The 26428-nt window shown below is 70.3% G+C and carries 25 protein-coding genes and 2 pseudogenes; 11 read left to right on the top strand and 16 right to left on the bottom strand.

All coding sequences use genetic code 11. The annotated features are described in order from the left end of the window. The first annotated feature begins 75 nt into the window (after positions 1–75). The gene (locus JOM49_RS26285; RefSeq protein ID WP_245369482.1) at positions 76–1359 is read left to right on the top strand and encodes a sensor histidine kinase; all 1284 of its coding nucleotides are present in this window, start codon (positions 76–78) and stop codon (positions 1357–1359) included. Beyond that, positions 1356–2024 (top strand): response regulator, encoded by a 669-nt coding sequence (locus tag JOM49_RS26290; protein ID WP_209666893.1) that lies wholly within the window; start codon positions 1356–1358, stop codon positions 2022–2024. The genes JOM49_RS26285 and JOM49_RS26290 overlap by 4 nt, the downstream gene beginning before the upstream one ends. A 62-nt stretch (positions 2025–2086) precedes the next feature. Here the strand turns inward: JOM49_RS26290 and JOM49_RS26295 are convergent, their stop codons facing one another. Next, positions 2087–2866, bottom strand: coding sequence for an IclR family transcriptional regulator (locus JOM49_RS26295; RefSeq protein WP_209666894.1), 780 nt, complete (start codon positions 2864–2866; stop codon positions 2087–2089). Positions 2867–2969: 103 nt separating this feature from the next. Here JOM49_RS26295 and JOM49_RS26300 point away from each other — a divergent pair, with 103 nt between their 5' ends. Both JOM49_RS26300 and JOM49_RS26305 read left to right on the top strand, forming a co-directional pair. Further along, on the top strand, positions 2970–4526 hold the full coding sequence (locus JOM49_RS26300) for an SLC13 family permease (protein ID WP_209666895.1): 1557 nt from the start codon (positions 2970–2972) through the stop codon (positions 4524–4526). 18 nt (positions 4527–4544) lie between these two features. Beyond that, positions 4545–6443, top strand: a complete 1899-nt coding sequence (locus JOM49_RS26305) for an MmgE/PrpD family protein (RefSeq protein ID WP_209666896.1) — start codon at positions 4545–4547, stop codon at positions 6441–6443. A gap of 493 nt (positions 6444–6936) precedes the next feature. Here the strand turns inward: JOM49_RS26305 and JOM49_RS26310 are convergent, their stop codons facing one another. The 5 genes and pseudogenes from JOM49_RS26310 to JOM49_RS26330 form a co-directional block, all read right to left on the bottom strand. Further along, entirely contained in the window at positions 6937–8193 is a 1257-nt protein-coding gene (locus tag JOM49_RS26310; RefSeq protein ID WP_209666897.1) for a DUF3500 domain-containing protein, read from the bottom strand. 102 nt (positions 8194–8295) lie between these two features. Beyond that, complete coding sequence (locus tag JOM49_RS44425) at positions 8296–8685, bottom strand: CocE/NonD family hydrolase (RefSeq protein WP_209666898.1); 390 nt, start codon at positions 8683–8685, stop codon at positions 8296–8298. Between the two features lie 138 nt (positions 8686–8823). Beyond that, positions 8824–9152: pseudogene (locus JOM49_RS26320) on the bottom strand (transposase); the annotation flags it as partial. A gap of 20 nt (positions 9153–9172) precedes the next feature. After that, positions 9173–9490, bottom strand: a pseudogene (locus JOM49_RS26325) (ATP dependent DNA ligase); the annotation flags it as partial. Between the two features lie 98 nt (positions 9491–9588). Further along, complete coding sequence (locus tag JOM49_RS26330; protein WP_209666899.1) at positions 9589–9996, bottom strand: winged helix-turn-helix transcriptional regulator; 408 nt, start codon at positions 9994–9996, stop codon at positions 9589–9591. A gap of 42 nt (positions 9997–10038) precedes the next feature. Between JOM49_RS26330 and JOM49_RS26335 the strand changes: the two genes are divergently transcribed. Next, positions 10039–10890 carry an enoyl-CoA hydratase/isomerase family protein gene (locus JOM49_RS26335; RefSeq protein WP_209666900.1) on the top strand — a complete coding sequence of 284 codons (852 nt, stop codon included), beginning with the start codon at positions 10039–10041 and terminating at the stop codon, positions 10888–10890. 314 nt (positions 10891–11204) lie between these two features. Here the strand turns inward: JOM49_RS26335 and JOM49_RS26340 are convergent, their stop codons facing one another. From JOM49_RS26340 to JOM49_RS26355, 4 genes are all read right to left on the bottom strand, one after another. Further along, positions 11205–11450: a hypothetical protein gene (locus tag JOM49_RS26340; protein ID WP_209666901.1), complete on the bottom strand. Its 246-nt coding sequence runs from the start codon at positions 11448–11450 to the stop codon at positions 11205–11207. A gap of 368 nt (positions 11451–11818) precedes the next feature. After that, positions 11819–12016: a beta/gamma crystallin family protein gene (locus JOM49_RS26345; protein ID WP_209666902.1), complete on the bottom strand. Its 198-nt coding sequence runs from the start codon at positions 12014–12016 to the stop codon at positions 11819–11821. Between the two features lie 40 nt (positions 12017–12056). Continuing rightward, positions 12057–13325, bottom strand: coding sequence for an MFS transporter (locus tag JOM49_RS26350; protein ID WP_308158877.1), 1269 nt, complete (start codon positions 13323–13325; stop codon positions 12057–12059). Beyond that, the gene (locus tag JOM49_RS26355) at positions 13322–14686 is read right to left on the bottom strand and encodes an MBL fold metallo-hydrolase (protein ID WP_209666903.1); all 1365 of its coding nucleotides are present in this window, start codon (positions 14684–14686) and stop codon (positions 13322–13324) included. The genes JOM49_RS26350 and JOM49_RS26355 overlap by 4 nt, the downstream gene beginning before the upstream one ends. Before the next feature lie 87 nt (positions 14687–14773). On the opposite strand from JOM49_RS26355, the gene JOM49_RS26360 reads away from it, so the two are divergent. The 4 genes from JOM49_RS26360 (at position 14774) to JOM49_RS26375 (ending at position 19179) form a co-directional block, all read left to right on the top strand. After that, complete coding sequence (locus JOM49_RS26360; protein WP_209666904.1) at positions 14774–15463, top strand: ArsR/SmtB family transcription factor; 690 nt, start codon at positions 14774–14776, stop codon at positions 15461–15463. Next, positions 15460–16617, top strand: coding sequence for a cysteine desulfurase family protein (locus tag JOM49_RS26365; protein ID WP_209666905.1), 1158 nt, complete (start codon positions 15460–15462; stop codon positions 16615–16617). The genes JOM49_RS26360 and JOM49_RS26365 overlap by 4 nt, the downstream gene beginning before the upstream one ends. Positions 16618–16640: 23 nt before the next feature. Next, positions 16641–17825 carry a trans-sulfuration enzyme family protein gene (locus JOM49_RS26370; RefSeq protein ID WP_209666906.1) on the top strand — a complete coding sequence of 395 codons (1185 nt, stop codon included), beginning with the start codon at positions 16641–16643 and terminating at the stop codon, positions 17823–17825. Between the two features lie 163 nt (positions 17826–17988). After that, positions 17989–19179 (top strand): MFS transporter, encoded by a 1191-nt coding sequence (locus JOM49_RS26375; RefSeq protein WP_372444229.1) that lies wholly within the window; start codon positions 17989–17991, stop codon positions 19177–19179. A 10-nt stretch (positions 19180–19189) separates the two neighbouring features. Here the strand turns inward: JOM49_RS26375 and JOM49_RS26380 are convergent, their stop codons facing one another. Then, positions 19190–19759, bottom strand: a complete 570-nt coding sequence (locus tag JOM49_RS26380) for a TetR/AcrR family transcriptional regulator (RefSeq protein WP_209666907.1) — start codon at positions 19757–19759, stop codon at positions 19190–19192. Between the two features lie 86 nt (positions 19760–19845). Here JOM49_RS26380 and JOM49_RS26385 point away from each other — a divergent pair, with 86 nt between their 5' ends. Further along, positions 19846–21021, top strand: coding sequence for a cytochrome P450 (locus tag JOM49_RS26385; protein ID WP_209666908.1), 1176 nt, complete (start codon positions 19846–19848; stop codon positions 21019–21021). Positions 21022–21026: 5 nt separating this feature from the next. Continuing rightward, positions 21027–21671, top strand: coding sequence for a class I SAM-dependent methyltransferase (locus JOM49_RS26390; RefSeq protein ID WP_209666909.1), 645 nt, complete (start codon positions 21027–21029; stop codon positions 21669–21671). Here the strand turns inward: JOM49_RS26390 and JOM49_RS26395 are convergent. From JOM49_RS26395 to JOM49_RS26415, 5 genes are all read right to left on the bottom strand, one after another. Beyond that, a complete protein-coding gene (locus JOM49_RS26395; RefSeq protein ID WP_209666910.1) occupies positions 21660–22142 on the bottom strand; it encodes an SRPBCC family protein in 483 nt (160 codons plus the stop codon). The two genes, JOM49_RS26390 and JOM49_RS26395, sit on opposite strands and share 12 nt — an antisense overlap. Further along, the gene (locus JOM49_RS26400) at positions 22139–22450 is read right to left on the bottom strand and encodes an ArsR/SmtB family transcription factor (protein WP_209666911.1); all 312 of its coding nucleotides are present in this window, start codon (positions 22448–22450) and stop codon (positions 22139–22141) included. The genes JOM49_RS26395 and JOM49_RS26400 overlap by 4 nt, the downstream gene beginning before the upstream one ends. Positions 22451–22644: 194 nt before the next feature. Beyond that, positions 22645–24975: a hypothetical protein gene (locus JOM49_RS26405; protein WP_209666912.1), complete on the bottom strand. Its 2331-nt coding sequence runs from the start codon at positions 24973–24975 to the stop codon at positions 22645–22647. Next, positions 24975–25319, bottom strand: coding sequence for a helix-turn-helix domain-containing protein (locus JOM49_RS26410; RefSeq protein ID WP_209666913.1), 345 nt, complete (start codon positions 25317–25319; stop codon positions 24975–24977). Before JOM49_RS26410 ends, JOM49_RS26405 begins: the two co-directional genes overlap by 1 nt. Continuing rightward, complete coding sequence (locus JOM49_RS26415) at positions 25316–26401, bottom strand: tyrosine-type recombinase/integrase (protein WP_209666914.1); 1086 nt, start codon at positions 26399–26401, stop codon at positions 25316–25318. Before JOM49_RS26415 ends, JOM49_RS26410 begins: the two co-directional genes overlap by 4 nt. Positions 26402–26428 lie beyond the last annotated feature (27 nt).

Raw genomic sequence — 26428 nt, forward strand, 5'->3', positions numbered from 1 at the left:
GGTACCCGGGCCCCGGCCGACTCTGTCGTGAGAGGGACGCGACGGCACCGGAAGGAGCTATACGCTCACCGGGTTATGACGACTCGCCTGGGTGCCACGCTCCGCGACCGGGTCCGTCGCCCGGCGTGGCAGGACACGGCGCTGGCGGCCGGGTTGCTGGGGGTCTGCGTGGTGGTGGACAACCCGGACGCCGTCGTCGGCGGGATGGCCGGCGGCTCCAGCGAGGGGCGGATCCTGCTCTGGTGGGCCGCGACGGCGCTCGCCGTGGCCGGTGTCGCGTTCCGCCGTCGCCGCCCGCCGCCGATGCTCGCTCTCTGCGCGCTGTCCGCGGTGACGCACGTTGCCGGGGACGCGCCGGTCATGATCATCGACCTGGGCGTGCCGATCCTGCTGTACACCGTCGCCACCCGCCGCCGGGCCGCCTCTCTCGCGGCACTGGCCGGTTTGCTGCTGTTCGCCGCCGGTTGGAGTCTGTACTTCGCGCACCCCGTCCTCGGGCCACCGGACGCCGCCCAGGCGGTGACCACCGCGCCGGCCGGGCCGGGACAGAACATGACGATCAGCCGGAGCGTCTGGTCGGACGCCTGGCACGACCTCGCCGTGCTCGGCTCCGTGCTCATCGCCTCCTGGGCGACCGGCTCCGGCGCCCGCAGCCGCCGCGCGTACCTCGACGAGCTGCACGCGCACGCCCGGGATCTCGCACGGGAGCGGGACCAGCAGGCGGCGCTCGCGGTGGCCGCCGAGCGGGGGCGGATCAGCCGGGAACTGCACGACGTCGTGGCGCACGGCCTGTCCGTGATGGTGATCCAGGCACAGGGCGGCGCCGCCGCGCTGGACAACCGGCCCGCCGACACGCGCACCGCGCTGGCGGCGGTCGTGCGGACCGGCCGCGACTCCCTCGCCGAAATGCGCAGGGTGCTCGCCACGGTGGGCGAGGTGGACGAGGGCGACGCGGCGTGGCAGCCGCAGCCAGGGCTCGCCCAGCTGCCCAGCCTGCTGGACCAGGTGCGAAGGGCGGGCACGCCGGTGCGGCTGCACGTCGACGGCCCCCCGGCGGCACTTCAGTCTACAGTGGACCTGTCGGCCTACCGCGTTGTCCAGGAAGCGCTCACGAACACGATGAAACACGCCACCGCGGGTGCGAAGGCGGACGTGGTCCTTTCCTACCGCGACGCGGAGGTGTGCATCGAGGTCCGCGACGACGGGCGGGGCAGCGCCGACAACGATGGCCGCGGCAACGGGCTGCGGGGCATGCACGAGCGTGTGCGGTTGCTCGGCGGGCGGCTCACCGCCGGACCCGGTCCCTCAGGCGGGTTCGTCGTGCGAGCGGCACTGCCGATCCAAGGACAGGACGCATGATCCGCGTACTCGTCGCTGACGACCAGGCCCTCGTCCGCACCGGCTTCCGCATGATCCTCGAGAACGCCGAGGACATGGAGGTGATCGGCGAGGCAGGTGACGGCGCGGAAGCCGCGGCGATGGCGCTCGAACTGCAACCGCACGTCGTGCTGATGGACATCCGGATGCCCGGCGTCGACGGCGTCGACGGCACCCGCCGGATCTGCACCGGTGACAGTGCTACGCGGGTGCTGGTACTGACCACCTTCGACCTCGACGAATACGTCTACGCCGCCCTGCGCGCCGGTGCCAGCGGTTTCTTGCTCAAGGACACCCTCGCACCCGACCTGCTCTCGGCCATCCGTGTGGTCGCACGCGGCGACGCGGTCGTCGCACCCAGCGTGACCCGCCGGCTGCTCGAACGGCACGTCGGCGCCGGAGCCGAGCCGCTCGCGACGAGCGCGAACCTGGACGTCCTGACCGATCGCGAACGCGAGGTGCTGGGGCTCATCGCCCGCGGCCTGTCCAACAGCGAGATCGCCGGTCGCCTCTACCTGACCGAGGGCACCGTCAAAACACACGTCAGCCGGGTACTGGCCAAACTCGGCCTGCGCGACCGGGTGCAAGCCGTCGTCCACGCCTACGAAAGCGGCCTGGTACGCGCCGGAGCCACCAAGCGGCCCTGATCCCCACCGAAGGGGTAGTGCGTGGCCGATGTGCGGGGAACCCGCCGTAGCGAAGTCACCGGTCAGTCGTCGTGTCCTAGGCGTGCGGCAAGGGTGGCCGCAGCCTTGAGCAGTGTCGGTGTCAGCGCGATCAGGTCGTCCCGCCCGGCGCGGACCGCGGGGATGGACACCGACAGCGCGGCGGCAACCGAGCCGGTGTGGTCCCGCACCGGCACCGCGACCGCGACCACGCCCTTGACGCGTTCTTCGAGTGAAATCGCGTATCCGTCCACGCGGACGCGGGCCAGTTCGTCGCCGAGGCGTGTGCCGACCTCGGGTTCGGAGCCGCGCAAGCGGTCGAGCACTCCGTTGAGCACGTCGGCCGGTGCGTGGGCCAGTAGCACCTTGCCCGGCGCGCCCTGGTGCGGTGGCTTCTCGGCGCCCAGGTCGGTGTAGGTGCGGCGCAACGCCTGCAGCGATTCGACCTGCGCGATCGTGCGCCTGCTGGGCACCGCGTCGAGGATGTGCAGTCCCACCGTTTCGCCGGTCTGGTCCCGCAGCCACGTCATTACCGGCCGGGCCTGCACGTCCAGCGACAGCTGGTCGCGCGCCGCCTCGGACAGGCCGAGCAGCCGAGGGCCGAGCGAGTAGGCGCTGGATCCGGGGACCTGCGCGAGCATGCCGTGCGAGGTCAGCGCACTGACCAGCCGGTGCGTCGTGCCGCGGGACAGTCCCGTGTGCTTGGCCAGCTCGCTGATCCCGGCCACCGGCCGGGCGCGGGAGAAAGCGGTCAGGATCGCCACCGCGCGGTCGATCGACTGCACTCCTGACGGCTTCTCGCCGCCGTCTTCTCCTGCTGCCACGGCTCCAAGCCTATCGGCGCCTCTTGCCACGGCCGTGCCAGCACTTCTACAGTGCCCGCTATACGGAACATCGTATCGCATTACGGGCAGCCCCGGAGGATGCATGGAAACGCAGGCCCGCAACGACGCGGCACCGGAAGACACCGCCACCGACCGCCAGGAACGCTTCGACACCATCCGCGGCCGCGCGGGGCTGGTCCTCGGCCCGCTGGCCTTCGGGCTGGTCCTGCTGGCCGCGGGCGGGCTCCCGTGGCCACAACGGGCACTGGCCGCGGTGCTCGTACTGGTCATCGCCTGGTGGGTCACCGAAGCCATCCCACTCGCCGTCACCGCCGTCTTCGCGATCGTGCTGTGCGTCTTCCTCGGCGTCGCCGACGAGGACACGGTGTTCGGCGCATTCGGCAACGACACGATCTTCACCTTCCTCGGCGGGTTCGTGATCGCCCGCGCGATGACCGTGCACGGGCTCGACCGGCGCATCGCGCTGCGCGTGCTGTCCGTGGGCGCGATCGTCAGCTCCCCAGCGCGCACGGTGATCGCGTTCGGCGCGATGGCCATGGTGATCTCGGCGTTCATCTCGAACACGGCCACGGTCGCGATGCTGTTCCCGATCGGCATCGGCATCATCGGTGCCGTCAACGCGATCAACCGCGAGAAGGACGGCCGCGACCTGCGACACTCACGCTGGTCCACCGCACTGATGCTGATGATCGCCTACGGTGCCTCGATCGGCGGCCTGCTCACCCCGATCGGCGCGCCGCACCAGCTCATCGGTCGCGACCTAATCGAGGAGCAGACCGGGCGCACGATCAACTTCGTGCAGTGGGTGCTGACGTTCGCGCCGATCGTGCTGGTCATGTTCGTGGTGCTGTGCGTGGTGCTGCTCTGGCTGAACGGCCCGGAGGTGCGCGAACTGGAGGGCGCGGCCGAATACGTGGCGGCCCAGCGCGCCGAGCTCGGCGGCTTCTCACGGGGTGAGGCGAATACCTGCGTGGCGTTCGCGCTCGCGGTCCTGCTGTGGACCGCACCCGGCATCGGCAGCCTGATCCTGGGCGACGACAACGGTTTCGTCGAGCTGATGCATGAGCACCTCACCGAGGGCGTCGCGGCGATCTTCGCGGCCACCGCGTTGTTCCTGTTGCCGTTGCGGCGTGAGCGAGGTTCGGCGGCCCGCCGGCCGGCGACACTCAGCTGGGCCGAGGCGGTCAAGATCGACTGGGGCGTGATCCTGCTCTTCGGTGCGGGCACGGTGATCGGGTCGCTGTCGTCGAAGACCGGCCTCGCCGGCACGCTCGGCTCCGCGCTCGCCGAGCACCTCGGGGTGTCCTCGCTGACCGCGATCACCATCCTCGCCGCGGTCACCGGGCTGATCATCTCCGAGACCACCAGCAACACCGCCAGCGCCGGCATCGTGGTGCCGATCGTGGTGCCGATCGCCGTCGCGGTCGGGGTGAACCCGCTCATCCCCGGGCTCGTGGCGACCGCGGCCGCCGGGTACGGGTTCATGCTGCCCGTGTCGACGCCGCCGAACGCGATCGTCTACGGCTCCGGAATGGTCCCGATGACCAGGATGCTGCGCAGCGGCGCGGTGTTCGACGTGCTCGGCGTGGCGATCCTCGTCACCGGTGTCCTGCTCATGTCCCAGATCGTCGGTTTCTGAACCAGATAAAGGAGATCCATGTCCAGCCCGCTCGACCAGCTCGCCCGGCTCATCAGCGCCCGGCGCGAGCAGCCGCTGCCCGCCGAGGTGACCGAGGCGGCGCGGCGCACGCTCTACAACGCGCTCGCCACCACCGTCGGCGCCGCCCGCGAGCCCGCGATGGACGTCGTCACGGCCGCGCTGGCGGAATTCGGTGAGGGGAAAGCCGTGCTGCCCGGCCGCGCCGAGCGGATGCACCCGCTCGACGCGGCGCTCGCCACGGGCATCGCCGCGCACCTCGACGACTACGACGACACGCACCTCGCGACGGTCATCCACCCGGGCGCGGTGTGCGTGGCCGCGCTCGTCGGACTGCAGGACGAGATCGCCGAGCGTGACGGCGCGGAGGTACTGGCCGCGTTCGCGTGGGGCGTGGAGGCGCAATTGCGGCTCGGGGTGTCGGTGTCGCCGGAGCACTACGACGCCGGGTGGCACATCACCGGGACGTGTGGTGCGGCCGGGGCGGCGGTGACGGCGGGCCTGTTGCTGGGGCTGGATTCCGACCGGTTGCGGATCGCGCTCGAATGGGCAGTCGAGGGCGGGCTCGGCAACCGCGAAGGGTTCGGGTCGATGACCAAACCGTTCCACCCTGGCAAAGCGGCGGTGCGGGGGCTGCGGGCGGCTCTCGACGCGGCGGCCGGGCGGCCGGGCCCGGGGGACACGCTGACCGGGCCGGACGGATTCGTGGCACGGCTGGCCGGCGGAAAATTCGACGCCGCCGCCCTGACCGGTGAGCGGTGGGAACTGCTGGACAACACGTTCAAGCCATACCCGTGCGGGATCGTCACGCATCCGGCCATCGAAGCGGCCGAAGCGGTGCGCGCGCCGCTGGTCGAGCACGGCGGTCCCGAGGCCGTGACCACGATTCGCCTGGTGTGCCACCCTCTGGTGCCGGAGCTGACCGGCCGGGTACAACCCTCGGACGGGCTGCAAGCCCGGTTCTCCACGGCGCACGGGATCGCCGCGGGCCTGCTGCTGCCGCGAGTGGACCTCGCCGGGTACGCGACAGAAGTCGTCGTCTCGCCCGAGGCGCGGCGGCTGCGATCCCTGGTCGAGTTCGAGGCGACACCTTCGTGCGCACGAGACGCCGCTCGGCTCGTGGTGACTCTCGCTGATGGGACGGTACTGGAACATTCCGTGGTGCACGCCCGGGGCAGCCTCGCGCGACCGTTGACCGATGCCGAGTTGCGGGCCAAAGCCGAAGGACTGGTGGACCGGATCGTGCCCGGTGGCGCGGCCGCGCTGGACGCGGCTTCGCGGCACGAGGGGCCCGGGTACGTGCGAGGCCTGCTCGCCGCATGCGGACCGGGCTTCCGTGGTGCGCCCTCGGTCGTGAGTGAGGCGGAGCCTCTGGACGGGAGCGAGGACCACGCACTGGCCCGCTTTCTTGCCTCATCCACTGTGGACGGTTCACCAGTACAGGCGGCACCCGGTGGGGACGATCGAGAGCGGGCGGCCGCGGCAGCTGGTGCCTTGGTGGAGGCCGGAAACGATCCGGTGTCCGCGGTCATCACCGCCGCCGGTGGTGGCGCGGTGGCCGAAGCGGTGTCGCGGATGGCCTCGCGACTGGACATCCCGGCCGACCGCCTGCTAACCCTCGCCGCCGCACTCTCGGCTGTGGTGGCACGAGGATTGCCCTCGTCCGCAGCCCTGCGCGCACTGGGGCTCGCCGCCACCCAGACGACAACGGTGACCGGCCCAGCTGCACAGGCCGAAGTTTCCTCGGTACGGGCTGCCCACGCCGCAGCCGACGGCGTGGAAGCGGCGGTACTGGGCGCCAACGGCTTCACCGCGCCCGACCACCCGCTCACCGGCCGCCGCGCCCTGCTGAGCCTGCTCGCCGTACACCCGGAATCCCACCCTGAGGACATCTCATGACCGTGGCTGTGGTGAGCGTGCCCGAGACCGGACGAAGAGGCGTTCGACAATGTTGATGTTGCAGATCACGTCGCGGCGCCGCCATAGCCGCGCGCCAACGGCTTGCAGACGCGCATTTTCGCCGGTGCGGGCGGCGACCAGCGGTCGGTGCTCGTCGATGCCGGCCAGGCAGCCCTTCCGCTTGCGGAAGTCGTTCGCGCCGCCTTCGGAGATTGACCCGGCCGGTACGTCCTCAAGGCAGGCCGCCGGGTTGCCATGGTGTCAGGGCCAGGCTCCGGCACTGCCCAGCGAGCACCTCGCCGGTCCCTCGTCGACGTGGTGCAGTCGCTGCTCGTGTGCAGCTTCTCCGCGGAGGTGCTGACTCCCACAACCCGCCCCCTACATCTTCGCGACGAGTCACGCCCGGGTACCGCCCAGAGTTCCCGGGCGCGCCTGGGCCTTCACCCTCAGCCGGCCGGTGAGGGGGCAGGCCTGCTCGCTCGGTATTCGTTGATCAGTTGCCGGGGGGTGGGGTTCCGCCTGCGGGTGCTTCGCCGGGCGGTACGCCGTTACCCATGCCGCCGGTGGCTTCCTGCTGTGTCGCGCTGTTGGCGTAGTCGTTCGTGGGGTCCCGGTAGATGGTGTGGACGTGGCCCCAGCCGGAGGTGAGGACGCCGTCGACGTCGGCGCCTGCCGAGCCGCGCTGGCCGGCGAATTCGATGTAGGCGTTCGGGCCGGAGATTTGGAAGTAGATGCCGTCGCCGTGGGTCATGTCGTAGACGGTGGCGCCGGACCAGTTGATGTAGGTGTCGTCAAGGGTGGCCTTGATCTTGGCCAGGGCGTCAGCGGTGGTGTTCTCGTCGGCGAGGCCGGCCCAGTTGGCGATGACGTCGAGGAGGAGTTGCTTCTGCTCGTCGGTGAGGTCGGCGCCGGAGAGCCCGGTGCCGGTGGGGTAGTCGCAGGTGTCGCCGGGTGCGCAGATCATGGCTGCGACGTCCTCGCTCTGATAGAGCACTGCTTTCTGCTCGTCGGTCAGGCTGTCGTAGAAGGCGAATGCGGTCTCGTAGATGTCGGCGAACGGCTGCACTTCTTCGCCGTTGGCGTTCGTGTAGACGGCGGGCTGCACGCCCAGGTGGGTGGGGGCGAACGTGATGGCGTTGGTTGTGGCGTCGAGAGTGGCGTTGATGCCGAGGTGGTGGCCGCCGAACTGCACCTCGAAGGCGCTGGTGCCGGACGGGTCGCCGAAGAAAGCGAGGTAGTACTGGCCCAGCGAGTCTTCGGTGCTGGAGCTGTTCTCCAGTAGGTATTCGTCGCCGCCGATGATGCCGGTGACGGTTTCATAGCCCTCATCGTTCAGGAGCGCTTCGAGGACGGCCATCGCGGCGGACTGCTGTTCTTCCGTGAGGTCGTTGAGGTTGAGGCCGGCGCGTTCGACGAAGGTGACGGGGAAATTCGACCACGAGGTCGTTTTGGTCTCGTCGTCGTAGGCGTAGAGCACGGTTTCGCGCTGCTCATCGGACAGCGTCGCGAGAAATGCCTGTGCGGCGGCGGCGGTGTTCGAGATGGTCTCGGACGTGGTACTCGACGATGCGCCCTCTGCACTGATGAGGGTCGAGATGGCGGAATCGCTGGACGTCGTCGCGCTGATCGTACCGGCGCCGGCGCATCCGCCGAGCGAGATTCCTACGGCGAGCAATGCGGAGGCCACCCAGAGCGCCTTACGGCGCCGCAGAGGAGGGGAGGCAATCGTGTCGGTGGTGGTGTCGTTCACGCCGAAGACGCTACGGAGCGTTCCTTTGAACATTCTGTGAGTTACCCCAGGGGGCGCTAGGAATCGGTTCGGAGAGAAACGGCACGGTGATCTTCGACCAGTTCATGCCCTGGGCCGCTGTTCAGGTTTCGGGCGGCCGAAGTTCCCGGGCCTCGGCCGGGAAGGTGCTGCCCGCAGGCGGCAAGGTTCACAGGGTCGGGCACGTCGCTGTCGTGCTGGTTGCGCACCCTTTAGTACCACTACGCGTCGAGGAATCCGCTGTTCGATCCCGTCGTGACGGTATGCCTTACGGCAGGCGTTGGCAGCGCCGTACCACGGCATCATCGCAGCCAAATACGCGGGACGACGCTCGACCACCCACGAGGCGGCGATCGCAGGGAAGTAGACGCCGAGGACGTCGACGCGTCCGGTGCACCACGGCTGGAGGGCGAGCCACTCAACCGCTTCGGCGGGATCCGCCGACCCCTGGTTCGACTGGGGGCGCCCAGACACCGGGCGAGCTGTGTCAGACGCTCACCGTGAGCCTGTGCGCCTGATATCGCCACCGCTCCGTGAGCGCAGTCGAGGATAACGCGGCTGGGAGTCGCCGATCGCTGGCGGTCGGCTCGCTATGGATTTCCCGTCGAGCCGCTAGTGTCGCACGTCTGAGGTTCGTTGACGGGTGGCTGGGACAGGATTTCGTCGGCGGTTTTGGTCCAGATGAACGGGTGGCAGCGGTTGTTCCAGCCGGTGATGAAGTTGCGGATCGTGGTGACGAGTTCTGTGACGTTGTCGAAGGATCCGCGGCGGATCGCCTGGCGGGTGATGATGCCGAAGAAGACTTCGACCAGGTTCAGCCAGGAGCCCGAGGTGGGCGTGAAGTGCAGTGTGATCCTCGGGTTCCTGGCCAGCCAGGCGTTGATGTCGGCGTGCTTGTGGGTGTGGTAGTTGTCCAGCACGACGTGCAGTTCGCGGCGCGGCGGGCGGTGCGGGTGTCCTCGCGGGGCGGGGTGATCGCGAACGGGTGGGTGCGCCGCGCCAGGGTCTGCAGCCGGGCGTGCAGGGCGTCGCGGTCGGCGTGGCTGAACCCGGTGCCGACGTCACCGATGTAGATGAGCTCGCCGGTGCTGGGGTCGTGGGCGCCGAGCAGGAGGCTGCCCAGCGTGCCGGCGAAGCTGCGCTGCCCGGGCCGCCAGCCGCAGACCAGCACCTCCTGGGTCTGGATCAAGGGGTGCTTGAGCCAGGCGTCGGTGCGCTTGCCGGGGGTGTAGGGGGCGTCGCGGCGTTTCGCGATAATCCCTTGTGCACAGGCGGTCATTGACCGAATGATCACCAGCCATGATCGCGCGAGGATGGACGGTTCATACGACCGTCGAGGAACTCGAGGATCGGAGCATCCCGCGCGGGCCTAAGACATTAGGTGCGGGTGGCGCCGGCTGCCTCGTCATATGCCTCCCTGTGTCGTTCGACTTCGGCGAGGTGGTCGGCCGTCCAGGCGCGCAGGATCAAGAAGGGCTCCTCGAGCGTACGACCCAGCGGCGTGATCCGGTACTCCACGGCAACGGGGCGTTGCTCCAGCACCCGGCGCTCGACGAGGCCGTTGCGTTCCAACCGCCGCAGTGCCTGCGTCAGCGATTTTTGAGTGATCCCATCGAACTCCTTCTTGAGTTCGTTGAAGCGTCGCGGCTGCCGGCACAACGCGGCCAGCAACAGGTGACCCCACTTGTCCAGGAGCTGGTCCAGGAGCTCGCGTTGCGAGCCGACGATGGTCTCGGGGTCGGCCTGATCTTCGCGGATACCAGGTTTCCTTGAAGTACCTTTCATATACCTGGTATAGCAGAGATACCTTCGATCCAAAGGAATCTCATGACTGACCAGTCCCCGCCCAGCCTCCACGTCAAGCGCCAGGACGGAGTGCTGTGGGTCTCGATCGATGTTCCGCCCGTCAACCTGATGACGGCCCAGGTCCTGCTCGACCTGGACGCCGTCGCCGCATCGGCCGAGAACGATCCCGACCTGCACGTCATCGTGGTCCAGAGCGCCAATCCGGAGTTCTTCCTGGCACACGGTGACCTGTCGTTCGTGGAGGACCCCGCGACGTACGCCGCCCTCCCGATCGCGGAGGAGACGCTTGCCGGGACCGGCCCGATGATGCGGCTCCACGAGCGCTGGCGGCGTCTGCCCCAGACCACCATTGCCAAGGTCGCGGGACTCGCCCGCGGTGGTGGCTCCGAGCTGGCTTCCAGCCTGGACCTGCGGTTCGCGGCCCTCGAGACCGCGGCTTTCGGCCAGTTCGAGGCATTGATCGGCATCGTCCCCGGAGCTGGTGCGACTGCCCACCTGCCCCGCCTCGTGGGTCGCGCTCGCGCCCTGGAGATCGTGCTGACAGGCGGTCTGGTCGACGCGGCGACCGCCGAGCGCTGGGGATGGGTGAACCGAGCTCTGCCCGCCGCGGAACTGGACGAGTTCGTCGAGCGGGTCGCACTGACCATCGCGAGTCTGCCCGACGGTGTCCGCGCCGCGGCCACCAAAGCGATCGACGCGGCCGACGGAACGATCGAGGACGCACTGCGCGCGGAAGACCGCCTGCTCGGGGAAACGTTCACGCCCGCGTCCGAAGAGCTTGCCCGGGCAGCACTCGCGGCCGGGGTGCACACGCGCGAGGTGGAGCTGAACCTCGAAGAGGTCCTGCGGGCGAACCTCGCCCGGCATTCGTGACGATCCGCTCCGCGGTCACCTGAGGGGTCACGCTCGGCCCTCGGGTGACCGGTGCGGGGAGTGGCGGGCGGGTCATGGTCGGCTCCCGGTAGTCCGGTCGAGGAATTGAACGATGGCGTCGCGTCGTCCGACGAGGTCGGCCTGCTGCCGTGGCGGCAGCGCTGGGCAGCGGGCAGTGTCGGCGGCGAGGTTTGCGGCTCAATCACCGAGAACTCGCGACAGTTGACTAGGCGACCTCACCAGTCGAGGCCCCCTGCCGAGGCGGCAAAGGCGAACCACCACCAAGTGGTCAACCGGTCAACGGCAAACCCTGGCTACAAGAGGCCTTCGGCGCCGTCCTCCGCGGCCCGCTGCAGCAGGTGCTGGGGGGTGAGCCGGTCCGCGGCGAGCTGGTCGAAACTCACCGAGGGCACCACCGCGATCCGGTACGGGTCGGGTATCGGGATCTGGGCCAGGGCGGCCCGGCGTGCGTGATAGGGCTCGGCCAGCAATGACCGCTCGCCGAGCTGGAGCAGATCGAAGGCGGAAGTGCGCGGGTTCGCTGAATCTCGAAGCGGCATCGCAGGGAACCCGCATCGGAGTCGGGGATGCACAGCCCAGACTGCCGTGGGTTCGGGTCCCGACTGGGAAATCGGGCGGAGCTGGCGTGACCTGGAGGTACTTGGTCAGGCGGTGCGTCTGCGGGAAGTCGAGCGGCGGAAGCGCGAGCGCGATCAGCATTGGGCCGAGCTCAGGCAGCAGCTGAGTCAGGCCGGCGCGGAAGGTCTGGTCGACGCGGAGGGCACGAGTGAAACGGCAGGGGGGACGGGCGACACGGAGAAGCCTGCCTGAGGGTTGGGCCGGGCCCCACCACATCATCGCGCCGCATCCGTCTCTGCGCCGCGGTGACCGGCGCCGGCCACCGGGCCCGGTGCGCTCAGTAGCTCCTCTAGTCTTCGAAGAAGAGCCACTCGCTGTCGGTCACGCGGCTGTCGACCACGATGTCGTCGTTGGTCTTGGTGAAGGCGATCGATGACGCCTTGTCGTTGAAGCCGCCGAAGACCTTAGCGGTGGCCTCCGTGAGTTCAAGCTCCTGGCCGGTGAAGTCGACGTGCTCGTAGAAAGTGACCGTCCAGCCGTCGGGCACGCGGCCAGGGAAGTTCGGCGGTGATGCCGTTGATTTGTGGTCAGTCGTGGTGTCTGAGGGGCTGGTGGGTTTCGTACATCCTGATTGCGACGAGCACGGCGGTGCAGGCACTGGCCGCGGCTGCTGCCCAGACGGCGGCGCGCAGGTCGATGAGGTCGGCGACGACGCCGCCGAGGATGGCGCCGACGGCGTAGCCGAGGTCGCGCCAGACGCGGTAGACGCCGACGGCGCGGCCGCGCCAGAGCGGGTGGGCGATGTCGCCGATCACGGCGAGCAGGGTGGGGTAGACCATGGCGGTGCCGGCGCCGAGCAGGGCGGTGCCTACCGCCCAGCCGGTGAATCCGCTGGACGCGGCGATCACCGCAAGCGCGGTGGCCTGGACGGCCATGCCGGTGGTGATCAGGTGTTTGCGGCCGATCCGGTCGGACAGGCCACCGGTGATCAGCTGGCCTGCGCCCCAGACGCCGGGGTAGAGGGCGAACAGCAGGCCGATCTGGCTGGTGGTGAGGTCGGCGGTGGCGAACAGCAGCGGGAAGAGTCCCCAGGAGAGCCCGAAGTTGAGGTTGTTGACCAGTCCGGTGTGGCTGGCCGAGGCGAGTGCGGGTTCTTTGAGGCTGGTCTGGATGGCGATCTGGCGGCTGGTCAGGTCGGCGCCGAGATGACCGTGCTCTGATTCGGTGTGCTGGGTGGCTTCGAGGTGGGCGTGGTCGCGGGTTTCATGGACGAAGGCACCGGATAGCAGTAGCGCGAGGGCGAGGTAGGCGAGGCCGAGCAGGAACGGCGCCGGGCGTAGTCCGTGTTGTTCGGCGAGGTAGCCGGCGAGCAGCGAGGTGATGGCCACGGCTCCGTAGCCGGCGGCTTCGTTGAGGCCCATGGCCAGACCGCGGCGGTCCGGGCCGACGAGGTCGATCTTCATCACCACGGTGGTGGACCAGGTCAGGCCCTGGTTGATGCCGAGCAGCACGTTGGCGGCCACGACCCAGGCCCAGTTGGGCGCGACGATGAGCATGATCGGCACGGGAATGGCGAAGAGCCAGCCCACCAGGAGTACCGGTTTGCGGCCGTAGCGGTCGGAGAAGGTGCCGGCGAAGTAGTTGGCGATGGCTTTGGTGACCCCGAACGCGGCGACGTAGGTGAAGATGTAGGCGTAGCCGGTCAGCGCGAAGGTGGACTCGGCCAGTAGCGGGAGCACGGTTTGCTGCTGGCCGACCATGCCGCCGACGAGGGCGTTGACGGCGACGAGCAGGGCGAACTGGGCGGCGTTCTCCCGCAGCCCGAGCACCGGTGCCCGATTGGCGCGCGTGCTCACTGTTCCACCTGAAGTTGCTGGCCGTGCGCGCGGGCGTGGTCGAGCGGGCCGCCGTCGAGCACGCGGATGTCGGTGTGCCCGGCGCGTTCGAGGACGCTGGCGGCGCCCATCGCCCGTTCGCCGTGCCCGCACATGACCACGACCGGGCTGGGCGGCACCTGCGCTAATTGTTCCTGCAGCGCCCCAAGTTCCACGTTGCGCGCGCCCGGGACATGGCCGGTGGCGAACTCAGCGGCCTGGCGGACGTCGAGCACGGTAGCCGGTACGTCGGTGTCGAGGTGTTCGGCGTCGAGCAGGGCGGCCGAGTTCACCGGACCGGTCCACGCCGCCATGCCGCCGGCGAGTTCTCCGGCGAGGGTGTCGAACCCGACTTTCGCGGCTTCGGAGGCAATGTCCTCGGGTTTCTGGTCGTTGCCGCGGACGATCACCAGTGGCCGGTCGGGGTCGGCCAGCCAGCCGAGCCAGGTGGCGAAGACCGGGCGCAGGGTGATCGACAGGGCGCCGGGGATGTGCCCGTCGGCGAAATCGGCGGCCGGGCGGGCGTCGACCACCTGGGCGCCGTCGGCGATCAGGTCGCGCACCTCGGTGTCGGTCAACGCAGCCAGCTCGACAGTGCCGCCCAGCACGGCCGGGCCGCGTTCGTTGATCTCCCCGAGACGCAGGAAGTAGTCGGGGAACGTGCCCAGCGAGCCAAGGAGCGCGTCGACGAACTCCTCCTCGCCGGCGACCTGCAGCAGCGGGTTGGTGGCCCGTTCCCTGCCGATGGTGCTGACGCGGTCCCCGCCGAGGGCCGAGGAGCAGAACGACCCGGCGCCGTGCGTGGGCCAGATCGGGGTCTCATCGGGCAACTCCATGAGCCGCTGCAGCGAGTGGTATTGGGCGCGGGCGAGCGGCACGGTCTGCTCCGGGCTGACCAGGTCGGTGCGCCCGGCGGTGCCGACCATCAGCGATCCGCCGGTGAACACGCCGAGCAGCTGGTCGCCGCGGCGCAGCAGGTAGGACAGGTGCTCGGGCGAGTGCCCCGGCGTTGCCAGCGCTTCCAGGCGGAAAGCGCCCAAGTCGATGGTGTCGCCGTCGGTCAGCTCGGTGACGGCGAACCCGCGCGGGCCGACCTCGGGCGCGAGTGCGGTCGCGCCATCGACGTCGGCCAGTTCACGCACCCCGGAGATGAAGTCGGCGTGGAGGTGGGTTTCCACCGCGTAGGCGATGCGCAGGCCGCGGCGCCGCGCTTCGGCACGGACCTCGCGCAGGTCGCGCTCGGGGTCGAGCACCAGTGCCCGGCCGTCGCCGAGGTCCAGCAGGTAGGTCGAGTTGCCCAGTCCCTCGTCGATGACGGGCACCAGCGTGAACTCGGTCGTCATGGAAGCTCCTTGGGTCGGTCCAGATATTTAATCCAATAAACCATGGATTATGCTAGAAAGGGTAGTGAAGGCGTGAAGGGGACTGAGATGACGCAGAAGGCGCAGGACAAGGCGCGGTTGTATGAGGCGTTCGCGATCAGCGGGAAGGCGCTGGGCAGCGGCAAGCGCCTGGAGTTGCTCGACCTGCTCGCGCAGGGCGAGCGCACGGTCGAGGCGCTCGCCACGGCGGCCGGGCTGAACCTGACCACTGCCTCGGCGCACCTGCAGACGCTCAAGCAGGCCGGGTTCGTCGCGACCCGCCGCGAGGGCGTGCGGGTGCACTACCGGCTCGCCGGGCAGGACGTGGCGCAGCTGTTCGCGTTGCTGCGCAAGGTCGCCCAGGCGCACCAGGCCGCGGTGCCCGCCGCGGTCGACACCTATCTCGGCCTCAACGGCGGCGCCGACCCCGCCCGCGACGCCCAGATCACCCGCGACCAGCTGCGGGAACGGGCGGCGTCGGGCGAGGTCGTGGTGCTGGACGTGCGCCCGAAGCACGAGTACGACGCGGGTCACATTCCCGGTGCGGTCAGCATTCCGGTGGACGAGCTGGCCGACCGCATCAATGAACTGCCCGAGGGGGCGGAGATCGTCGTGTATTGCCGGGGCGAGTATTGCGTGCTGGCCTACGACGCGGTGCGGTTGCTGACCGACCGCGGTCGTCGCGCGATCCGCCTGGACGACGGCATGCTGGAGTGGCGGCTGGCCGAGCTGCCGGTCGACGCCGGCGACCTCGCGTGAGCGCGATCCATTCCGGGCTGGTGGGCGGGCCGGTCTACCTGGACTACAACGCCACCACTCCGGTCGACCCCCGGGTCGCCGACGCGGCCGCGCTGTACTGGACGCAGCACTTCGGCAACCCCTCCAGCGGCCACCCCTATGCTGCCGAACCCCACCGCGCCCTCGGTGCCGCGCGTGCTCAGGTCGCGTCGGTGCTCGGCGCTCGCGCGGACGAGATCGTGTTCACCGCCTCGGGCTCGGAGGCGAACCTGCTGGCGATCCGCGGAGCCCTGCTCGCCGCAGAGGACCCGAGCCCGCACCTGATTGTGCAAGCCACCGAGCATCCCGCGGTCCTGGAGACCGCCCGCGCGATGCAGCGCTGGCACGGCGTGCGGGTCACCGTCCTGCCGGTCGACCACGACGGGCTCGTCCAGCCCGCCGTACTCGAGGACGCGCTGCGCGACGGCGGCACGCTGGTGTCGATCATGGCGGCCAACAACGAAACCGGCGCCATCCAGCCGATCGCCGAACTGGCCGGGATCGCGCACGAGCGCGGTGCGCTGCTGCACTGCGATGCCGCGCAGGCGTGCGGGAAGATCCCCGTCGACGTCACGGCTCTCGGTGTCGACCTGCTCACCGTGGTGGGGCACAAGATGTACGCGCCACGAGGCGCCGCCGCGCTCTACCTCCGTGGCGGTCTCGTTCTCGAGCCGGTCGTCTACGGCGGTGGGCAGGAACGCGGCCTGCGCGCCGGGACGGAGAACGTCGCCCTCGCCGTCGCCCTCGGCGCGGCGGCCGACCTCGCCGCCGCCGATCTGGCGGCGGGCGCGCCGGATCGCATCGCCGCGTTACGCGACGACCTGCACCAGCGGTTGTCAGCAGCGCTGCCAGGCCGCGTGCACCTCAACGGACCGGTACAGCAGCGATTGCCGAACACGCTGAACATCAGCATCGAGGGCACCCGCGGTCACGAGGTCCTCGCCGCCGCGCCCGCGATCGCCGCGTCGACCGGGTCGGCCTGCCACAGCGGAATCCACCAGCCCTCACCCGTACTGACCGCCATGGGCCGCGACCGCGACCGCGCGCTCGCGGCGCTGCGGCTGACCCTCGGGCGGTGGAGTACCGCCGAAGACATCGACACCGCGGTGCACGCACTCGTCCACGCCGTCACCTGAACACCCCAACCGACAGGAGAGGTATGCCCGAGAACAGCCAGTACGGCTTGTCCACCCGCGGTGTCCACGCAGGGGAGCAACGCGACCCGCAGGGCGCGATCCACACCCCGCTGTACAACCACTCGACCTTCGCTTTCGGCACCACGGCCGAACTCCTCGATGTCGTCGAGGGCCGTACCCCGGGCAACCTCTACACCCGCTACGGACTCAACCCCACCATCCGCTCGGTCGAAGCCAAGCTGGCTGATCTCGAAGGCGGTGAGCAGGCTCTCGCGTTCTCCTCGGGAATGGCTGCCGAAGCCGCCACCTTCCTCGCGCACACCCGCACCGGTGAGCACATCGTGTGCATCGGCGACGTCTACGGCGGCACCTTCGAACTGCTCGGCGACAACTTGCCCCAGGTCGGCATCACCACCACGTTCCTGCGCGGCGACCAGGTCGACCGGCTGCCCGAGGCGCTCAGCGACCGGACCAGGATCGTGTTCTTCGAGACCCCGGCCAACCCGACGCTGCAGGTGTTCGACATCGCCGCGATCGCCGAACACGCCCGCGCGGCGGGGGCGCTGACCGTGGTCGACAACACCTTCGCCACCCCGGTCAACCAGAACCCGCTGCGCCACGGCGCCGACCTGGTCATCCACTCGGCGACCAAGTACCTCGGCGGACACTCCGACCTGACCGCCGGCGCGCTCATCGGTCCCGCCGAACTCCTGACACCGGTCGGAATGTGGCGCAAGAACCTCGGCCAGGTCGTCGCCCCGGAGATCGCGTTCGCCCTGGCCCGTTCCTTGCGCTCGCTCACCGTGCGCGTCGCCGCGCAGAACGCCACCGCCGCCGCGGTGGCCGCGTTCCTCGACCAGCACCCCCGCGTCGAGCGGGTGAACTACCCGGGCTTGGCCACCGGCGAGGCCAAGCGCCTGGTCGACGCGCAGATGCGCGGCGGCGGCGGCATGCTCAGCGCGGTCCTCGACGCCACCGCCGAGGACACCGCGCGGGTCGTTGACCGGCTGCGCCTGTTCGCCATCGCCCCCAGCCTCGGCGGGGTGGAAAGCCTGGTCACCCAGCCGATCACCACCACCCACCACGGCCTCGACCCGGCCGAGCGCGCCGCCCGCGGAATCGCCGACGGCATGATCCGCCTCTCCGTCGGCCTCGAAGACCTCGACGACCTCGTCGCCGATCTCGCCCAGGCGCTCGACGCCACCTGACCCCGCCGGGCACGACCCGAGCGGACCAGACCTGGCCGCGCCGCACCACCCCGACATCCGTGCGGCGCGGCCAGGCCAGTACGCCCACTCCTGGAACGGCGAACTCGTGAACAGCACCACCCCACCGTCCACTGTGAACCTCGCAGGCACCGCCCCGGACGCCGTGCAGCGGCGCGTGCTCACGGTGGTGTTCTACTCCCAGATCCTCAGCGGCGCCGGCCTTGCCGCCGGAATCACCGTCGGTGCCCTGCTGGCGCAGGACATGCTCGGCTCGGCCGGGCTGGCGGGGCTACCCAGCGCGCTCTACACCGCGGGGTCCGCGCTGGCGGCGGTCGCCGTCGGCCGCCTCACCCAAGCTCGCGGCCGCCGTCCTGGTCTGGCCGCCGGCTACCTCGCCGGCGCGGTGGGCAGCGTGGGTGTTGTCCTCGCCGCCGTTCTCACGAACCCGGCCCTGCTGTTCGCCGCCCTGTTCGTCTACGGGGCCGGCACCGCCACCAATCTGCAGGCCCGCTACGCCGGGGCCGACCTGGCCGAACCCACACACCGCGCCCGGGCGCTGTCGACGGTGCTGGTCGCCACCACACTGGGCGGGGTCGTCGGGCCGAATCTGGCCGCGCCCACGGGCGACCTCGCATCCGCGATCGGGATCCCTTATCTGGCAGGGCCTTTTATGCTCGCAGCGGTCGCTTACGGGGCCGCTGCGCTGGTTCTGGCGGTGTGGCTGCGGCCGGATCCGCTGCTGGTCGCACGTACCCGTCACTTGAACAGGGCGGCCGCGGCCGCTGCGGTGCCCAAGCGCGCCCGGCGCGGTGGGCTCGTCTTCGGCGCTGTGGTGATGGTGCTGACCCAGCTCGTCATGGTCGCGATCATGACCATGACCCCGGTCCACATGCACCGCCACGGCCACGGTGCCGCCGCCTCGGGTTTCGTCATCGCCATGCACGTCGCGGCGATGTACCTGCCGTCGCCTCTGACCGGTCGGCTCGTCGACCGGTTCGGCCCGGGCCGGATCGCCGCGGCCTCCGGAATCACGCTCTTGGCGGCCGGCGTTCTCGCGGCTACGGCACCGGCCGATTCCGTGACCGTGCTGACCGTGGCGCTGGCCCTGCTCGGCCTCGGCTGGAACTTCGGCCTCATCTCCGGCACCACGGTCATCACCGAGACCGTGCCGCTGGCCACGCGAGCCAAAACCCAAGGTGTCGTCGACGTCGCTATCGCGATCGCTGGAGCCACCGGGGGCATGGCCTCCGGCCTGGTCACCGCGGCCACGAGCTTTCCCGTGCTCGCTGTAGGCGGGGGGATGCTGGCCCTGCTCATCCTGCCCGCGCTGCCACTGCTGGCGAAGGACCGCTGACGCCGGGAACTCAGCCGGCGGCCGCGCCGATCACGCCCTGGATGGCTTGCCTGATGCGCGCGGCGGCGCGCGCCGGATCGTCGGGCTGGCCCGCGTCGAGCCAGGCTATCACCGCATCGAGGGTGAACGCCGGGATCAGCTGCGTGGCCCACTCCTGCCACGGACCTGCGGGGATCGCCTCGTCGAGGTGGCGGTGGGCGATCTCGGCCGAGGCCGAGCGGATGCCGTCGACCACGTCGCGGAACTCCGGCTCGCGGACGGCGTGGCGGAACAGCAGCCGGAAACCGTCGGGATCGGCCGCGGCGGCCCGCAGCAGCGCGGGGATGGCGGTGTCGTCGTAGTCGCCGGTGCTGGGCCCGACATCGTGGCTGAGGCGTTCGCACGCCCGGTCGAGCACCGCCCGGTACAGCTCGGCCTTCGACCCAAAGTGGCGGTAGAGGATCACATGGGTCACGCCCGCTTCCGCGGCGACGTCGTCCAGGCCCGTCGCGGCGTATCCGGCGCGGGCGAAGGCGCAGGTGGCGGCATCGAGCAACTGCTCGCGCCGCTCGGCACGCGGCAGCCGCCGAGTCGTGGCCATCGCACCTCCTCTTGTCCAACGCAGCTTAGACACGTAACTTGTTAAAGTCGTCTTGTACAAGTCGGATGAACATTTGGAGTTGTGCGATGGACGTGGCTGCTCAGCTGCCGTTCGAACAGGCAGGCCCACTGGAGATGGCCCCGGAGCTGCGCGAGCTGCGAGACCGCGGCCCGGTGCACCGGGTGCGCACGGAGACCGGTGACGAGGCGTGGCTGGTCACCGAGCACGACCTGGTCCGCCGCCTGCTCGACGACGAGCGCCTCGGCCGGGCCCACCGCGAACCGGAGACCGCCGCCCGGACCGGTGAATCGGCGCTGTTCGGTGGTCCGCTCGGGAACTTCGACACCGAGCACACCGACCACGCCCGGATGCGCTCCCTGCTCCAACCCCACTTCGCGCCCAAACACCTGCGCGGCCTGCGCCCCAAAGTCCGGGCGCTGACGAACGAACTACTCGATCAGATGTCCTCGCGAGGCGATTCGGCGGATCTGCACACCGCGCTCGCGGTCCCGCTGCCCATCCTGGTGATCTGCGAACTGCTCGGCGTGCCCTACGAAGACCGCGACCGGTTCCGCGCCTGGACCGCCGGCGCCGCCAACACCCGCGACCGCGCCGTGTCCGAACGCGGCCTCGGCGAACTGTTCGAGTACGGCCGGAAACTGGTCGCCCGCAAGCGGAACAAGCCCGGAGACGACGTGCTCTCCCGGCTGTGCGCGACCGAAGGCGTCTCCGATGAGGAAGCCGCTGGATTGTCGATGGCACTGCTGTTCGCCGGGCACGAGACCACCGTCGTCCACATCGGACTGGGCGCGCTGCTGTTGCTGGCCAACCCGGACCAGTGGCGCGCCCTCGCGGACGATCCCGGTCTGGTGGGCGGTGCGGTGGAGGAAATCCTGCGAGCACCGGGCAAAGGCGGTGGCGGCATCCCGCGATACGCGTGCACCGACCTCGACATCGACGGCATCACCGTCCGCGCCGGAGAGCTCGTCCTGCTCGACAACGGCGCCGCGAACCACGACCCGGCGGTGTTCCCCGACCCCGACCGGGCCGACATCACCCGCCCCGCGGCCAAGCACCTGACCTTCGGCCACGGAGCGCGCTACTGCATCGGTGCGCCCCTGGCCCGCATAGAACTCCAGGAGGTATTCACCCTGCTGACCTCACGCTTCCCCGGCCTGCGCCTGGCCACCGACGTAGAGGAGTTGCGCCTGCGCCGCGACGTGCTGAGCGGTGGACTGGCCGAACTCCCGGTGCGATGGTGACCACCATGAGCACCCGGCCGATCCACCACCCCCTCTTCGCCCGGCTCTACCCGGCAATGGCCAGAGCGATGGAACACGGCGGCATGGCCGAACACCGGCGTGCCCTGCTCCGCGGGCTCACCGGCACCGTGATCGAAGTCGGCGCCGGGGACGGCATGAACTTCCAGCACTACCCGCCCCAAGTCACCCGGGTGCTGGCTGTGGAACCGGAGCCACACCTGCACGGTCTCGCCCGCGCCGCGGCCACCCGGGCGCCGGTGTCCGTCGAGGTGGTCGACGGCCTCGCCGACCGGCTCCCGGCAGAAGGCGGCAGTGCCGACGCCGTGGTGGCCTCGCTCCTGCTGTGCTCGGTCGCTGACCCGGCGGCCGCGCTGGGGGAGTTCCGCCGGGTCCTGACCCCAGGCGGGCAACTGCGCTTCCTGGAACACGTTCGCGCGGAAACCCCGGGCCTCCGCCGCATCCAGCGAATAATGGACGCGACCATCTGGCCGCGCCTGGCCGGTGGCTGCCACACCGGCCGGGACACCGTCACCACGATCGAGCAGAACGGCTTCGGTATCGAGCACCTCGACCGGTTCCGGTTTCCCGACGCCGCGACACCCACGTCGTTCCACGTGCTCGGCACTGCCGTGCCCGGGTCACGTGCCTGACGTCAGCTCGGTGAACCGCTGGAGGTAGAGCGGCCAGCCGCCTTCGGAGGCCACGCCGTCGCGGCCGTTCTCCCAGTCCGCGCCGTGGCGGTCCAGGTGGCGGTGCTCCAGTTCGACCCGGGTGCGGTCCGGTCCTTCGGCGGTGAAGCGCACCTCGACCTCGCTGCACCGGTCGGGGTCGCTTTCGAGCTGCCACCGGGGATTGATGTCCCAGCTGATCACGAACCGGTGCGGTGGTTCGAACGCGAGCACCCGCGCCCAGCGGCACACCGATCCGTCCTCGCCACGGTCGTAGACCGAGCCGCCGACGCGGGTCTCGAAGACCGTCTCGGCGATCGGTACCGCCAGCAGGTTGTGCTGGCGGGGTTTGATCTGGTCGAACCTCTCGGTGAACACCGCGAAGGCGCGCTCGACCGGGACAGCGACCTCGATTCCGCGTCGCACGGAGGTCTCGGTGGACGTGCTGGTCATGGTTGCTCCATTTCCGCTATTCGCTTGAAGTTCTTCAGGGCATAGCCCCAGAACTGGTCCAGTTCCTCGTGCAGCTTCGCCAGTCCGTCGAGGTCGACCTCGTAGATGCGCCGCGTGCCCACCGGCCGGACCAGCACCAGGCGCGCCTCCTTCAGCACGCGCAGGTGCTGCGACACCGCCGGTCTGCTGATCGGCAACTCCTCGGCGATCTCGGTGACCGACCGGGGCCGCTCGGCGAGGCGCTGAAGGATCTGGCGCCGGCTCGGATCCCCGAGCGCGGCCCACGCATCGGCTGCGTAAGTGGACACTTACGTAAGCTACGGCTTACGCAAATGGCTCGTCAAGGGTTCATGACCAATGACCGTTTTCGCGCATCACCGAGACAACCCATCGCGGGTCCTGTTAGGACGAGCACCAAGCTTCCGCATACTTGTAATCGGCTCAGTGGCGAACTCGAGGAGTGCAGGTTCGGGCATATTCATCCGGTGTCGCTGGCTGTTGGTCAGCGGATCGGTGGGAGCGCTCGGCCGGGGTGGGCCGCGTGGACGTACTTGACCGCGGTGTGCGGGTGAATGCCGAACAGGCGCACGAGGTGTACGGGGTCAGCGGTGAGCTCCGCTTCGTGCAGCACGCGGTCAGCCCACAGCTGGCTGGGCAGGATGCCGGGGGCGAAGGCAGCCCGGAATCCGGTGTAGCTCAGCGGCGGCCGGGCGGGATGGTGTGCGGTGTTGTGGGAGAGCAGCAGGTGCGGGTTGGGGGTGCGGGGCCAGCGGCGCTGCCGTTCGGCCAGCCAGGCCGAGATCAGACCGGCGGTGACGGTGTCGAGGTAGACCGTGTGCACGTGGGTGCTGCGGCGCAGGTGCAGGCGCAGCCGTGGAAGGTCGAGGTCGGTGAGTTGCAGGCGCAGGACTTCGACCGGCCGCAGGCCGTGGATGCCGACCAGGGCGGTCACGAGTCGTCCGCGGTGGTCGAGGGCGTCGAGCATGCCGCGCAGCCGGTCGCTACCCAGGGGCCTGGGTAGCCGCGTCGGTGTGGTGAGCGAAACGCCGCTCATGGGGTTGTGGAACACGAGGCGTTCTTGCTTGAGCGCGGCGAAGAGCGTGCGCAAGCCGTGGTGGACGTCGCGGGCGCGGGCGCCCTGGCGCTGGCCGAGTTCTTCGCGGATCTGCTCGCCGGTGATCTGCCGCAGATCCAGGCCCGCGGCCGCCCAGGTGCGCAGCACAGGCAGGAGGATCCGGAGGGTGTGCACGATCCGCTGATAGCCCACGGGGTGATGACGGCGGCGTCCTTGGCCACGCAGGACCTGCACCCACGCGCCGACGTGGCCGGCCATGGGGGTGGGCAGCGTCGCCAGCTTCCCCGCGATCGCCTCTTGCAGGTGCTGCTCGGTGCGTTCGGCGTCCAGCACCGTCACCCCGGTGTGGCGGCCACCGTGGCGTCCCGGTCCGCTGCCGGGCAGCGGGGTCGGCGGAGCGTCGAATTCCAGAATGCCCCGGTCGTGGAGGAACTTCAGGACGCGGTGGACGCAGGGTGCGCGGAAGTGCGCGGCCAGCGCCCGCACCTCACCTTCACTGATCGGGGCCTCAGTACCCAGCCAGGCCAGCAGAGCGCGCATCAGCGTTCTGCCGCCGGGAACTGCCCGGGGCGCGGTGGCGGTGAACTCGGCGAGCAGGGTGCTCGCGCCGGCGGTGAGCGCGGGCAATTCCGCGGCCGTCAATCCTGCGGCCCGGTTCCAGTCCCGGGCGACCGGGAACAGGGCTGCTTGCCCGGCAGGGACCAGGTGCGGTGAGACCGCCTTGGCGCACGGGCGCGGCGGCGTCGCGCCCGGCCCGCGGTTCAGGCGCAGCGCCAACCGGCCCGCGAAGCTCAGCTGTGTGCCGTGCCCGGTGCCAAGCCCGAACTCGTGCACGTAGACCACACATCCCCGGCACAGCCCGTGCTTACGATGCAGGGGCCGGTCGTCACGGGCGCAGCGCGGACACCGGCCCAGCGGGTAGCGCTCGCGCCAGCCCGCGCAGCCCGGACAACGGCGCTGGCTGATACCCCAGCTGTCACAGTCCGCGCAGCTGCCGACCGGGATGTGCCGCGCCGCTGGGACGTGCCGCGCGGACGGGACGCCTTGCGCGGGCGGGGCCGAGCCCGCCCGCAGCAGCCCGGCCTGGCGCAACACCGCGCCGGCGGCGGCTTTGAGCGGCAGCGCGATCTGCCCGAGAGCGCTCTCGGCGACCAGCGTGTCACCGTCGGCGTCGCGCATCGCCAGGGCGAATCGCAGCACGGCCACCATCGTGCTGCGATTCGTGCACGTCGTCGGCGCCGAGACCGGGATGAGCGTGGCGAGCAGGTTCTCCTCTGGCCAGGTACGGCCGGCGAGCCGGTAGCGATCCGCTCTCACGAGCCGCCGCGGCGGCGCGGGCAGCATGCTCAGCTGACCTGGCGGCACGGCGGGCAGGAATCTCGAGTCCGGGCATCGGAGCACCGGCGGGCGGAGGCGGGGCTCGGCCGCTCCGCGTACCCGGCGGGGCAGGCTGAATGCTTCATGCAGCCCCAGCCCGTTCAGGTGCAGTCGTAGCTGGCGCGCGAAGGGCAGGATCACCTCGCGACCGGCCTGCAGCTCGGCCCGGATCGCCATCACGCATCCGCGGCACAGCCGGCCACCGTCCACGGGCAGGTCACCGCCACAGCCGAGGCAGTCCCACCGGCCGGGGTGCTCACCGTGCTGACGCTGCCACGATCGGCACCCCGCACACAGCCCGTCCGCGCCGAGCTTGATCGGTCCCCAGACCAGGCACGCGGCGCACTGCCGCGCGGGCAGGACCGGCTGCCCCGGCGGCATCAGTTCGGGGGACGGCGTCGCCGTGGTCCCTCCGTGCGAGGCACAGGCCGCGGTCGCTCCGGCGCACCTGCGAGCGTCTCCCCTGCCGCCGCAGCCCGTGTGCCGTCCTGCTCGCCCTGCTGCCCGGCCACGGGCTCGGCCTCCAGCAGGTCAGCCACGGTGCACTGCAGCGCCTGGCAGATCCGGTCCAGATCGTCCAGCCGGATGGTGACCGGCGTGGCACCCCACAGGGCCGCGACCTTGCTCAACGACGGGGTGAACCCGACCTCCCGGAACGCGGCCAGCAGGTCTGTTGGCCGCCAGATGTCCCGCCGGGCCGCCACCCACCGCAGATTCCACTTCATCGCAAACTCCCCGCGTCTCGCACCAGCCGCGCCGCCGCGCGGCCGGCCGCTTCCCGGCAGGCCAGTTCCGGATCGGCCTGCACACTGGCCAGGTACTGCACCGTCGTCGTGGTCCACGTGTGTCCCAGCAACTTCTGCACCTCCCACAACGTCATGCCCCGCTCGTAGTTGTGCGTCGCGCACGCGTGCCGCAACAGATGCGGGTACAGCTCGGGGACCGGGCCCGGCAGGTACAGGCGCGACGCGGTCTTCACCGTGCGCCGGAACGTCGCCGGGACCACGGCGGGCGCGATGGGCATGTTCAGCGCGGCCACCGACCCCGGCAGCCGCTCCGAGGGGAACAACACCGCCAGCGGATGCTCCGGATCATCGCGGAACAACCCGCGCACGTCCTCGATGTACCACCACAGCAGGTCCCGGCCCTGCTCGAACAGGAACGCCTCGCGCTGCCGCGGCCCCGAGCCGCGAGCGCCCTTGCCCTCGACCAGGAACCGGCCCCACTGCCCGGATTCCCAGTGCACATCGGTGACCCGCACTCCGCACAGCTCGGCCGCGCGCACCCCGGACAGGTACGCGATCTTGGCCATCACGTAGTCCCGGCATGCGACCGCCTCCTTGCGCGCCTCGGGCAGCGCCTCGCGCCACCGCGCGAAGAACTGGCTCATCGCGGCCTGCGAGGGCGGCACCCGCAGCCCGAAGTCGCCGCGGTGGCGCGGCCGGTTGAACGGATCGACCGGGGATTCGACCGCGGCGCCGAACAACCGGCTGATCTCCCCGGCGTAGCGCTGTTCCAGAAACGCGAAGTACCCGTCGATAGCGGTGATCTTCGAGCGCACGGTCGACCGTGCGCGCTTGCCAGGCCCGGCGAAGTACCGATCCAGCTGCCTGGGCTCCAACCTCCACGGCACGGTCTTGTAGTGGTCGCACGCCTCGAGCACGGGTTTGACCAATTGGTCGATGGTCCCCGGCATCAGCCCAGCCGCGTCGCGAGCCCACTGGTACTCAGCCAGCGTCTCCAAATAGAACGCGCGCTCCTCATCCGGCGCGGTCGCTGCAGACCGGCGCCGCTGCAGCGTGAACACGTCGGCCAACTCCGCCCCGGCGGCCTC

Source organism: Amycolatopsis magusensis (assembly GCF_017875555.1).
GTDB lineage: Bacteria > Actinomycetota > Actinomycetes > Mycobacteriales > Pseudonocardiaceae > Amycolatopsis > Amycolatopsis magusensis.